The sequence below is a fragment of the Roseateles rivi genome, assembly GCF_043555845.1.
Lineage (GTDB): Bacteria > Pseudomonadota > Gammaproteobacteria > Burkholderiales > Burkholderiaceae_C > Roseateles > Roseateles rivi.
Genome location: NZ_JBIGHZ010000003.1, coordinates 297206 through 309066, shown reverse-complemented (window position 1 = coordinate 309066; position 11861 = coordinate 297206). Strand labels below are relative to the sequence as shown.

The following is an 11861-nucleotide window of genomic DNA, read 5'->3' as shown; positions in this document are numbered from 1 at the left end:
TTCACCCCCCTAGGCCCTATTGGCGAAGGAGTTTCTTTTGAAGCTGATCCGTATTGCGCACAGCTTGTTCTTTCTTGGCCTGGGCGCGCACCTGGGCGTACACCTCGATGCACAGGCCCAGGAGTCCACCCCCGCGCCCGTGCTGGACAAAGTCACGGTCACCGGATCGAGCATCAAGCGACTCCGCGACGAGGGCGCCTTGCCGGTGCAGGTGATCAACCGGCGCGACATCGAGCGCGCTGGGCTGGCCACGGCCGAGCAGCTGGTGGGCCAGCTCACCAGCAGCGGCAATGGCATGGACAACGCCGCGGCGCAGTCCGACGTGGTGGCGGGCGACCAGCGCGGCAACAACGGTGCGAGCTTCGCCAACTTGCGCGGCCAGGGTTCGCGCAACACGCTGGTGCTGCTCAATGGCCGGCGCATGGCTTCTCACGGGCTCAATGGCACGGCGGTGAACCTCAACACCATTCCCATGAGCGCCATTGAGCGCGTGGAGGTGCTCAAAGACGGTGCCTCGGCCATTTACGGCACCGACGCCATTGGCGGGGTCATCAACTTCATCACGCGCAAAGACCTCAGCGGCCTGCAGGCCGAGGCCTTTGTGGACCTGCCGCAAAAGTCCGGCGGCGAGATCTACAGCGCCAAACTCAGCGGCGGCGTGGGCAGCCTGGAGCGCGACGGCTACAACCTCATGTTCGCCCTGGCGCGCACCGAGAACAAAGCGCTGACGGGCCAGCAGCGCGATTTCGTCAACACCTTCCAAAGCCATCGCGGCCTGAGCGTGGACACACGCGGCACGCCCGTGGCCACGGTGTTTGCGCGTGCGGGCATGGACACCATCTTCAGCCCCAACAGTGCTGGCGTGCTGCGCCCGGGCGATGCCCAGCGCTACAACGGCGTGAACGTGCTGGCCTTGCCCGGTGCCGCAGGCTGCGCCAGCATGCTCAATTCGGCGCCTTACGACGCCAAGCTCTGGGCCAGCCCGGCCAGCGCGCTGGGCTGCGCCTGGGACACCGGCGTGTCGGCCACGCTGCAGCAGCCCATTGAGAACACCAGCGCCATCGTGCGCGGCACGCTGCAGCTGGGCGCCCACCAGCTCGCGGCGGAGTACGTGGGCGCGCGGGTCGATTCCAGCAAGTCTTTCTCAGAAGTTCAGCTCATCTCCAGCACCAGCGCGCGCTACCTCTACCCCGCCACGGGCGCCAGCTACAACGAGGTGTTCAACGCCTTGGTGGCGGTGTTCCCCAGCATCGAGGCCAACCGCGGCAAGCCCATTGCGTTTCGCTGGCGCTGCATGTCTTGCGGCCCGCGCGAGATTGACACCAGCACCCAGTCCAATCGCTTTTTCGTCGGTGCCGACGGCCCCTTGGGCGGCAGCTGGGACTACCGCACCGGCCTGTCCTGGGCCAGCAGCGAGGACGCCTCGGTGCTGGGCGGCGGCTACTTCTACCGCGACGGCATGATTGCCGCCCTGGCCGCAGGCAGCGTCAACCCCTTTCGCAAGCCCGGCACCCCAACCAGTGCTGAGGAGCTGTCGGCGCTGGAGGCCATCAGCGCGCGCGGCCAGTCGCTCTACGGCGGCAAGTTCACGCTCAGTCAGGCGGACTTCACCGCCAGCGGCCCGCTCTTTGCGCTGCCCGGTGGCGCGGCGCAAATGGCCGTGGGGCTCGATGTGCGGCGCGAGACCTTCCGCTTCACCGCCCAGGCCGGCGCGCCCGGTGGCGTGGTGATTGCCGCGCCTTTTGACGCCAGCAACACCGTCAACGGCATCCGCCGCGATGTGCGCGCTGTCTTCGCCGAGCTGCTCATGCCGCTGAGCAAAACCCTGGAACTGAACGCCGCGCTGCGCAGCGACGACTACACCGGCTTTGGCCGCAGCACCAACCCCAAGGTTTCGCTGCGCTTCACGCCGCTGGAGTCGCTGCTCATGCGCGCCAGCTACAGCACCGGGTTTCGCGTGCCCACCTTCAACCAGGCTTTGAACGGCCAGACCGTGCTGCCCTATGACGGCAAAGACCTGGTGGACCCCGCCAAGTGCCCGAGCCTGGTGGTCAGCAGCAGCAACCCCAGCTGCGCGGTGGTGACGCCCAACGTCATCGACGGGGGCAACCGGGCCCTGGGGCCGGAGAAGGCCGTGGTCAAGTCCGTGGGTTTTGCCGTGGCGCCGCTGCGCGACTACCGGCTGAGCCTGGACTGGTGGCATATCGAGCGCGAGGACGCCATCCGCGCGCCGGGCCTGGCTGAGCTGATGCAGAACTACGCGCTGTTTGGCGAGCGCTTTGTGCGCGACGCTGCAGGCAACCTCACAGCCATTGACCGGCGCTGGTTCAACGCTGGCGGTGCCAGGTCCAGCGGGCTGGAGCTCGAAGCGCAAGGCCAGGGCCAGCTGGGGCAGGGGCGTTGGCTGCTCAGCTTCAACGGCAGCTATTTGCTGAGCAAGCAGTCGCGCCTGCTCAACACCCAGCCCTATGGCCCCAGCGAGCTGGCCAAGTTCAACCGCTACGACGACCCCGGCATCCGCTGGAAGCACAACATCAGCTTCAGCTACAGCCAGGGCGATTGGAGCGGCTCGCTCACCCAGCGCTACAGCGGTGGCTACACCGATGCGGTGCTGCCCGGCGTGGCCAATGGCAGCGTCACGCCGCCGGACTGGCAGGCCAAGGTCAAGCCCTATGTGCTGCACGACCTCTCGCTGTCCTATCGTGGCTTCAAGCAGCTGGAAGTCACGGCCGGGGTGAAGAACCTCTTCAACCAAGACCCACCCTTCAGCGCCTATTACGACGCCGATCTGGGCGCGGGCAGCTCCTGGGACCCGCGTGTGGCCGACCCACGCGGGCGAGCCTTCACGCTGCGCCTGCGCTACACGCTGCGCTGAGTGAGCCGCGGCGGCATCGCCCGCCGCCGCTGGCACACTGCCGGGCATGCAGCACTTTCAATCCATCCGTCTGGACAGCCCGCACAGCGGGCCTCGCCTCATCGTCACCGGCGCTGTGCATGGCAACGAGGTCTGCGGCACCGCCGCCATACGCCGCGTGCTGGCCGAGTTCGAGCAAGGCCAGCTGCAGCTGCTGCGCGGCAGCCTCACGCTGGTGCCCATCACCAACCCGCGCGCCTACGCCCTGGGCCAGCGCGGTGCCGACCGCAATCTCAACCGCCGCCTGCGCCCCAACCCCCAGCCTCAGCAGTACGAAGACCATGTGGCCAACTGGCTGTGCCCGCTGCTGGCCCAGCACGAGGTGCTGCTGGACCTGCACAGCTTCCAGTCCCCCGGCCAAGCCTTTGTGATGGTGGGCCCCCCCAACAACAGCGGCTCCCTGCAGCCCTTTGCCCAGGCTGAACGCGAGCTGGCCCTGGCCAAAGTGCTGGGCGTGCAACACGCGGTTGACGGTTGGCTGCAAACCTATGCCCAGGGCGTGGCCACGCGCCGTGCCTGGGCCGACATCCTGCCCGAGGCCCAGCGCGCGCAGTTCGACCTGGACGAAGCCTACGGCGTGGGCACCACCGAAGCCATGCGTGCCATGGGCGGCCTGGCCCTCACGCTGGAATGCGGCCAGCACCAAGACCCCGCCGCGCCCGACGTGGGTTGGCGCGCCATCAAAAACACCCTGGTCCACCTGGGCATGATCGAGGGCCCCGCACCGGCCGTGCAATCCATGCAAGGCCTCAGCCTCTTTGCCGTGTTCGACAAAGCCCACGACCAAGACCACTTCGCCCGCCCCTGGGTGAGCTTCGACCGCGTACACACCGGCCAACTCATCGGCCATCGTGCCAACGGCCAAGCCGTGCACGCCAGCTGCGACGGCGCCATTGTTTTCCCCAATCCACAAGCCAAAGCCGGTCAGGAATGGTTCTACCTGGCGCGAGAGACGGAGCGGTTCAACTGAACCCACCATGCCTTAACTGAAATCCACACTGGCTTGTGCCCTTGTCTTGATGCCTCTGCTGACGGCTTGCTCGTTGGTGGTGCGCTCGGTTCCCATGCGCCCGGAGGATGTGGCACAGATTCGCTCGGTGCTCATCGTCTGTTGGTGGCCGCTGAATATGCTATGCGAGGCATTTCTGTATTCTCAAGTTCCAAAAACTTGGTGCTGGAGTCAGTGAAGCTCATGGGGCTGGAGGCAACTTATTCATGCGCCAAATTGCATTTTCTGCAGCGAAGTAGACCACGCCGTCTGGATTGATCAGTAGGTTTGTGAAGTTTAATTCAAATTCATAATATTGTTTGATAAGCCCTATTTCCAATCGCAATGGTGCCATTTCTAAACGCGTTTCAACTCGGGCATTCTGGTCAATTATTCTGAGGCGTTTGATCGGGCTGGATACATCGAGTATCCAGATATTTCCATCACCATCGACCGTCATTTCAAAACTGCCACCAATGTTGGCTTCTTTGCCAATACCATCACCATGGTTGGTGTACGGTGTAGGGTTATTTCCAACCCATGGTGTTCGTTTTCCGTCTTGGTCTACGATCTCTATGCCACTGCTTGTGCTGAAATAGATTTTTTGATCCTTGCCGATGACAAGTGAATGGAGATCGTATTTCTGTGTGCTATCTTTTGGGGCGCCAACGAGGGTGGTGACCATGCCTTGTGGGCTGACCTTTATCAATCTTGAGTAGCCACAGACAGCGTAGAGATTGTCAGCCGCGTCAATGGCAAGCCGCTTGCAAGCGTATGCATCAGACCCAATACCTTGCCCATCACGCGCCACGCCGGTCGGGCTAGGGCTCACAATGGTCGTGACTTGTCCGTCGGGTGTGATTTTGCGAATGGTTCTATTGTCAGCCACATAGAGATTGGATTTGCTGTCGAAAATTACGCCATCTACGCCTTCAAATCGTGCGTTAGATAATGAACCATCTCGTCGATCTGATTCATCTTGGTTGCCTGCGAAAACACGCAAATCAGTACTTCCGTAGGGTAGTACCAAAATGGCATTGTAGCTGCCGAAATAGATGTCACCATTTGCGGCCCTGGCCATTTGGCCTGTTCGGAAAATTTTTGGACCGTAAAGTGGGGCGTTATAGTAGTTGCCTAGGTCGAAGGGGGAGCTACCCCCAATGGTCTGGCTGAATCCATCGGCCTTGAGGCGGCGAATGGTGTGGCTTCTGGTATCTGTAACAAGGAGTTGACCTGCAGCATCCAGCGCTAGACTATTTGGAGCTGCAAATCTGTTGATGGACGACGGTCCATCTACGGCCCCGTAACTATATGGATGACCACTGAATGTGCTTGTCACTCCCCCCGGTTTGATTACTTGAACGTCGGTTCTTAACATTTTTGTAAAAAATATTGACCCGTCTGCTTTGACAATCAAGTCACCCGTCTCATCGCCTCCCTTCGAAGGTATACATCTACCGTTACCAAAGCTATTTTCGAATTCGACTACGGTAGAGACAACACCGTCGGTGGAGAGCTTACGCACCCCCGGACAGTAATCGTTGATGAATAGTTGACCATTGGCGTCGAGTGCCAGTCCAGCGATATAGCCGAAGCGCGCTTGCAATGCAGGTCCGTCTTGCCTCCCTACTTCGTCTTGATTGCCCGCCACAGTGGTGAGCCGGCCATCTTTCAGTAGGCGCACGCTCGCACCGTCGGACAGATAAATTGCCCCTGCCTTGTCTACCGCCAGTGCTTGCGGTGAGCGCAAATTGGCAGTTTCCACAGGCCCGTCTACCGCTGGTGCTGAATAGTCATTGCGCAAAATTGTGCTGACCTCAGCCTGCGGTGTTATTTTTCGTAATCCAATGCCTCTGTCGATGACGTACAAGTTGCCTTGACTGTCAAAAGCTATTTTCTGCAATCTGTTGAACCTGGAATTTACGCCGGTGCCGTCTTGCCCTCCAGGAAATCCAGATGTCCCGGCGAAATCGCTAATTTCCCCATTCCGAGCAATGCGGCGAATGACATTGTTGCCTGAGTCCGCGACAAAAACGTCGCCATCTGCGGCCACAGCCACCCCAGTAGGACTTCTGAAACGTGATAATAGGCCAGCGTTCTGTGAGCCTGGGCCACCCAATGGGCTGAGCAAAGGCATTAATTCAACGTCGGAAATTCTGAGCTTTTGAGAAGTGGAGGTCGTCCGTTTGTAGCGGTCGGTAAGCGTTAATGTCACTGTAAAATCACCACTGGAATTGAAGCTGTGTTGCGCTGTCGACCCCAAGCTCTTGTTCCCGTCTCCAAAATCCCAGGAATATGTGTAATCGGATTCAAATGTGCTGGTGGGCCTGTTAAATTTTATAATTGAGTTCTTGAGCTGTGGTACGGAATACCTGCTCGAAGTTGAGTAATCTGGTGGATATGGTGTCGGTGTCATCACCGTTAGCTGAAGTGTCGCGTTCGTGGTTTTTCCGTCACCGTCTCTGATCAGCACATTGATGGTGTAGTCGCCAGGCTTTTGGAATGTATGTGTAGCCATGGGGCCGCCGCTGAACTGTTGCCCGTCGCCAAAATCCCATTGATAAGTCAATTGAGAACCAATGCCTGTGACACTGAATTGCAAGGCTTGGCCTTGAACAAAATCTTTGTTATTCGTGCTGAGAGACTGGGGCCCTAATGGCGTCGGGGTTGAAGTTGAAGGACTCGACGGCTCCGGAGAGCTGCCGCTGCCTCCTCCTCCGCATGCAGTCAATACCAGTGCGGAAAAAATGACGCAAAAATGGATAAATACATTTGTCAACCTCTTCATATGTTCCTCGTCACAATTTTGATGTAAATACAACCAAATATTAGATCTCGCACGACCCCGTCTTTTTATGGCGAGACTGCTGCACAACTCATCCGATTGCATGGCTGAATCGGTGCCTTCACTGCAAATTCCATATTGCGGAACAAAACCCGCGTTTTGGGTCCGCTTTGACGCGGTTTGAGCCCCTTTTCGGGCCCCTGGGGGCCCTCAGGACGGACTACTCCCGGCACACGGCTGCAGCCGTCCGCCTTGCAGCTTCCTCATCGCCTTGAGCAGATTCAACCCCAGCGCCGCCCACGCCATCTGCGCTTGTGTCTTGGCCACCTCAAAGTACCGCGCTCGGCTCATGTGGAACCTTCTCTTCAGCGTCCCAAAGCCTTGCTCGACCTTGTAGCGCAGCGTGGCGATGGCCCTGTTCATCTGCGTTTGCAGCCGGTGCACCGGCTGGCCTCGGCTGCCCTTGAACTGGATCAGGTCGCCAATGCCTTTGCTTTGCAGGTACGCCCGGTTGGCCGCGCTGGCGTAGCCCTTGTCGGCCAACACGCCTTCGGGCTGGATGCCTTGCTCGATGAGCGCGTCCACCAGGCCCGGCAGCTTGTTCACCTCGGCCTGGTTGGCCGGGTGCACTTCGACGTGTTCGATGTAGCCGTCCTCCGTGTCCACCGCGCTGTAGCTGCGGTAGCCAAAGAACGCATCTGTGCCCCTTCTTGACCCAGCGGGCTCCTGCTGCGTGTCCGACAGCCCGTGCCACTGGCCCAGCAGCATCAGCTTAAACATCGCCAGCGCCGCGTAGGGCTCAGGCCCGCCACCGTGCGTCGCCTCGCGCTTGTACAGCCCCTTAAGCTTGTGCGCGATTTCCTCCCAATCCAGCAGCTCGTGCAACTTCATCGTTGGCGAGTTCTGCACCAGGGGCTTGGCACCCATCAGAAAGAAGCTGTCCATTCACCCATTGCACCCCATTCAGCTCGACAGCGCATTGGGGGAGTTATGCAGTGGTCTCAAAGCCGGTCAGGAATGGTTCTACCTGGCCCGAAAGACGGAGCGGTTTGTTTGAGCGTCAGGCCGGGTCCAGCACCTGCGGGCCGAAGCTGAGGGTGGCAGTTTGTAGTTGGCCCCGCTCAACAACGTAGAGGCATACCCGCTCAATGCTTCAAGCAGGCTTAGCGACACCCCCAAAAAAACCACCCGCTGCCGCTAAGCCGCCACACCCCCCGCCGGCAGCGAGATGGTGACGCTCAGGCCGCCGTTGCTGCGTTGGCGCAGTTGGATGTGGCCGCCGTGGGCTTCGGCGATTTCGCGCGCCAGGGCCAGGCCCAAGCCGGTGCCGCTGCGCTTGGTGGAGTAGAAGGGCAGCAGGGCTTGGTCTAGCACGGTGGGGTTCATGCCGCAGCCGCGGTCACTTACGCACAGCTGCAGGCGCTGGCTATCTTGCTGCAAGCGCAGCTGCACTTGTTCGGGCGGGCTGCCCGCTTCGTGGGCGTTTTTGAGCAGGTTGATGAGGGCTTGTTCCAGCTGGGCGGGGTCGAAGTGGCCGGGGCTGCTGGGAGCTGGTCCTTGCAGGTCAAAAGGCATCAAGGCAGCCAGACGGGTCAGCCAGGGTTGCCACTGCACGGCCTGGATTTGCGGGGCGGGGAGTTTGGCGAATTGCGCGTAGGCGGCCAGGAACTGGTGCAGGTGGGTGGCGCGCTGCCCGATGCTGGCCAGCAGCTGGGCGGTGCGTTCGGTTTGGCCGCGCGCCAGCAGTTCGGTGGCACTGTGCGCCAGCGATGAGATGGGCGCCAGGGAGTTGTTGAGCTCGTGGCTGAGGGTGCGTATCACGCGCTTCCAGGCGGCCACTTCTTGGCGCGAGAGTTCGCGTGTCATGCGTCGCAGCAGGTAGAGCCGATGCGGGCTGCCGAGCAGCAAAAAGTGCTGTTGCCAGAGGTGGTAGTGCTCTTGCACGCCCTCTTGGGTGGTGCAGAACAGGCCGTTGCTGCCGCTTTGCAGGGCTTGGGCCAGGGCGGGCGGGCACAGGGCCTGCACGGCGTTCAAGTCCAGACCTTGCAAGGCGCGGCCTTGGCCCAGCAGCTGGCGCGCAGCAAGGTTGCTCCAGGCCACGCGGTCCTGGGCGTCCAGCAGCAGCAGCGCCACAGGGGTGTTTTGCACCACGGCGTCCAGCAGCAGTTCGCGCTGGGCCAGTTGCTGGCGCTGCTCCCTGAGGGTGTGGCCCAGGGCGTTGTGGGCTTGCAACAGGGCTTGCAGTTCGGTGCAGGCGCCTGCGGTGTGGGTGGCCAGGGTGCTGCTGAAGTCGCCGTCGCGGTATCTCAGCACCGTGCCTTGCAGCGCACGCAGCAGGCGTGCCAGCGGTGCGCCGTGCCACCAGGCCATGAGGGCAGAGAGCGGCCACAGCAGCAGCAGGGTGAGGGCCAGCGCGGCTGCGCTGCCAGCGAAGGGCCAGCGCGCCAGGCCCAGGGCTTGTTCCAGCCAGGGCAGGGGCCACAGGGTGAGCGCGGCATGCATGCCCAGGGCGCATGCGCCCATGAGCAGGTGGCTCAGGCTCAGGTGCAGCTGCAGTGTGGGCGTGCGCATCAGCGCTCCAGCTGGTGGTGTTGCATGCGCCGGTAGAGCGCCTGGCGCGACAGGCCCAGTGCGGCGGCGGCCTTGCTCACCACGCCACCGGCTTGCTCCAGCGCGGCCAGCAGGCTGTCGCGGCTGGGTTCGTCCAGGTCGCGTCCGGTCAGGTTGGCGCTGGTCATGGGCAGGGCCAGCAGCTCGGCGCTGATGCTGCCCTCGTGCGCCAGCAGGGCGGCGCGTTCGATGGCGTTTTTGAGCTCGCGCACATTGCCTGGCCAGTCATGGGCGCGCAGCGCGGCGCGGGCGCTGTCGCTCAATACGGCTTGGCGCTCTGTGGTGTAGCGAGCCAGGAAGTGCTCGGCCAGGGGAATGATGTCGTCGCTGCGCTGAGCCAGTGCGGGCAGGGCAATCTCGATGACGTTGAGCCGGTAGTAGAGGTCTTCGCGAAAGCGGCCTTCGCGCACCAGGGCGCGCAGATCGGCGTTGGTGGCGCTGAGCACGCGCACCCTGGTTTGACGCGTGCGGCTGGAGCCCAGGCGCTCGAAGCTGCCAGTCTCCAGCACGCGCAGCAGCTTGACTTGGCCGGCCAGCGGCAGGTTGCCGATTTCGTCGAGGAAGAGCGTGCCGCCGTCGGCGGCTTCAAAGCGGCCCTCGCGAGCGCGCGTGGCACCGGTGTAGGCCCCGCTGTCGCAGCCAAAGAGTTCGGCCTCTATGAGTTCGGCGGGCAGCGCGCCGCAGTTGACGGCCACAAAAGGCCCTTGCTGCACCGCGGAGTTGGCGTGAACGATGGCGGCAATGCGCTCCTTGCCGCAGCCATTGGGGCCGGTGATGAGCACCGGCGCACTGGCGCGGGCCACCTGGCAGGCCAGCTCCACGCAGCGCAGCAGTTCTTCCGACGCGCACACCAAGCCTTGCAGCTCATAGCGTTGGGCCAGGGCTTGCAGGCGTTGGCGGCGTTGCTGCTGGCCGCGCCGCGCCTGGCGGCTGCAGTCAGCCAACTCCAGCAGGTTTTCCACGGTGGTCAGAAGCTTGGCGTCGTCCCAGGGCTTGGCCAGGTAGTCGGCTGCGCCTGCCTTGACCAGGGCCACGGCACGCGCCAGATCGGTCCAGGCGGTGAGCAGGATCACCGGCAGGTCAGGGTGCTGCGCGCGAATGGCGTGAAACAGCGCCGTGCCGTCCTCGCCTGAGGTGGTGTCGGCGTGGAAGTTCATGTCCTGGATGACCAAGTCCACGCTCTGGCGAGCCAGCAGTGCCAGGCCCTCGGCAGGACTCAACGCCACGTGGGTGTGGATGTCGCGCAGCGACAGCAGCACGCTGAGGGCTTCGCCCACGCCGGGGTGGTCGTCAATGATCAATACGCTAGGCATGGGCGGGCACTGTAGATCAAGCCAGGCCGCGCATGGCCTGCATGGGCGCCAGCTGCGAGGCACGCCGCGCGGGCGCCCACACGGCCAGCTGCCCCAGCGCCCACAACAGCAGCGCCGCCACGCCCAGGTAGGCCAACGGCAGGCGCGGCAGCTCGTAGTGCTGCACCAGCAGGGCACTGAGCCCCAAGGCGCCGCACAGCCCCAGGGCAATGCCCAGGGTGCTGAGCAGCAGGTTCTCCAGCTGGAAGTAGCGCAGGATGTCCGCGCGGGTGGCGCCCAGGGCGCGGCGCGTGCCAATCATGCGGCTGCGCTGCTGCACCCAGAAGCTGGCCAGGCCAACGATGCCAAAGGCCGTCACGCCCAGCAATGCCAGGCACACCACCCCAAGCAGCCAGGCCATGGCGCGGTCTTGGCGGTAGAAGTCTTGACGCAGCTCTTGCAGGCTGGCTTGTTCCCGAACCGCACGCGGCAGCCCCGGGCTGTTGCCCAGCAGCACTTTGCGGGCGGCTTGCAACACGGCCTCGCGTTGCAGCTTGTCGCTGCGCAGCAGGTAGACCCCACCCTGCGGGGATACGGGCAAGATCATGGCGGGTTCTTGCGCGCTGTCGCGGGCGCGCGGGCTGGGGGTCGGCAATTGGGCCACCACACCCACCACGCGCTGAGGGGATCCGTTGTAGACCGTCACCTGCTGGCCCAGCGCGGACTGGCCAGGGAAGAGCAGATTGGCCAGGCCCTGGTTGATGATGATGGCTGGCACTTGCGTGTTGGGCGCGTCATCCAAGGCCTGGCTGCTGATGAACTCTTCTGGCCTGAAGTCGCGCCCCTGCACCAGCTGCAGGCCCAGCGTGGCCAGCAGGCCCTCGCTGGCGATGTAGTGCGCGGCCTGCTGCGTCCGCGTGTTGGTCTCACCCTGCTGCGTGCTGATGGTGGAAATCGACATGCCCATGCCCCAGGGGATTTGTGAGGCCAGCGCTGCGGCGCGCACGCCAGGAATTTGGCGCAGGGCGGCCAGATCGCTGCGCATCTGGGCCTGGGCATCGGGCTGCGGTGCAAGGGTGCTCATGGCCAGCATCACCACCTCGTCTTCCTGCATGCCGCTGTCGGTGTCGATGCGCTGCACGCGTTGGCTGATGAGGAACAAGGCGTTGCACACAATGGCGCAGGTCAGTGCGATTTGCAGCACGATCAGGCCTGCTGCGGTTTTGTGGTGGCGCAAGCTGCTCAGGATGGGTCGGATTTCCATGCGGCTCT

General features: G+C 62.8%; 7 protein-coding genes. 2 read left to right on the top strand and 5 right to left on the bottom strand.

The annotated features are described in order from the left end of the window. Positions 1 to 37 precede the first annotated feature (37 nt). Together ACG0Z6_RS08695 and ACG0Z6_RS08690 are read left to right on the top strand one after the other, a co-directional pair. On the top strand, positions 38 to 2875 hold the full coding sequence (locus tag ACG0Z6_RS08695; RefSeq protein WP_394460445.1) for a TonB-dependent receptor plug domain-containing protein: 2838 nt from the start codon (positions 38 to 40) through the stop codon (positions 2873 to 2875). Positions 2876 to 2921: 46 nt separating this feature from the next. Next, positions 2922 to 3884: a succinylglutamate desuccinylase/aspartoacylase family protein gene (locus tag ACG0Z6_RS08690; RefSeq protein WP_394460443.1), complete on the top strand. Its 963-nt coding sequence runs from the start codon at positions 2922 to 2924 to the stop codon at positions 3882 to 3884. A 220-nt stretch (positions 3885 to 4104) separates the two neighbouring features. Here the strand turns inward: ACG0Z6_RS08690 and ACG0Z6_RS08685 are convergent, their stop codons facing one another. The 5 genes from ACG0Z6_RS08685 to ACG0Z6_RS08665 form a co-directional block, all read right to left on the bottom strand. Further along, positions 4105 to 6792: a PKD domain-containing protein gene (locus ACG0Z6_RS08685; protein WP_394460441.1), complete on the bottom strand. Its 2688-nt coding sequence runs from the start codon at positions 6790 to 6792 to the stop codon at positions 4105 to 4107. 105 nt (positions 6793 to 6897) lie between these two features. Then, positions 6898 to 7632: a transposase gene (locus ACG0Z6_RS08680; RefSeq protein ID WP_394460439.1), complete on the bottom strand. Its 735-nt coding sequence runs from the start codon at positions 7630 to 7632 to the stop codon at positions 6898 to 6900. A gap of 252 nt (positions 7633 to 7884) precedes the next feature. Continuing rightward, positions 7885 to 9258: a sensor histidine kinase gene (locus ACG0Z6_RS08675; protein WP_394460437.1), complete on the bottom strand. Its 1374-nt coding sequence runs from the start codon at positions 9256 to 9258 to the stop codon at positions 7885 to 7887. Beyond that, positions 9258 to 10610 (bottom strand): sigma-54-dependent transcriptional regulator, encoded by a 1353-nt coding sequence (locus ACG0Z6_RS08670; protein WP_394460435.1) that lies wholly within the window; start codon positions 10608 to 10610, stop codon positions 9258 to 9260. Before ACG0Z6_RS08670 ends, ACG0Z6_RS08675 begins: the two co-directional genes overlap by 1 nt. A gap of 16 nt (positions 10611 to 10626) precedes the next feature. Beyond that, positions 10627 to 11853, bottom strand: a complete 1227-nt coding sequence (locus ACG0Z6_RS08665) for an ABC transporter permease (RefSeq protein ID WP_394460433.1) — start codon at positions 11851 to 11853, stop codon at positions 10627 to 10629. Positions 11854 to 11861 lie beyond the last annotated feature (8 nt).

Bases quoted from the DNA above. Each gene is read 5' to 3' on its own strand.
- ACG0Z6_RS08690 (WP_394460443.1), top strand. From the start codon at position 2,922: ATGCAGCACTTTCAATCCATCCGTCTGGACAGCCCGCACAGCGGGCCT.
- ACG0Z6_RS08670 (WP_394460435.1), bottom strand. From the start codon at position 10,610: ATGCCTAGCGTATTGATCATTGACGACCACCCCGGCGTGGGCGAAGCC.
- ACG0Z6_RS08680 (WP_394460439.1), bottom strand. From the start codon at position 7,632: ATGGACAGCTTCTTTCTGATGGGTGCCAAGCCCCTGGTGCAGAACTCG.
- ACG0Z6_RS08685 (WP_394460441.1), bottom strand. From the start codon at position 6,792: ATGCAATCGGATGAGTTGTGCAGCAGTCTCGCCATAAAAAGACGGGGT.
- ACG0Z6_RS08665 (WP_394460433.1), bottom strand. From the start codon at position 11,853: ATGGAAATCCGACCCATCCTGAGCAGCTTGCGCCACCACAAAACCGCA.
- ACG0Z6_RS08675 (WP_394460437.1), bottom strand. From the start codon at position 9,258: ATGCGCACGCCCACACTGCAGCTGCACCTGAGCCTGAGCCACCTGCTC.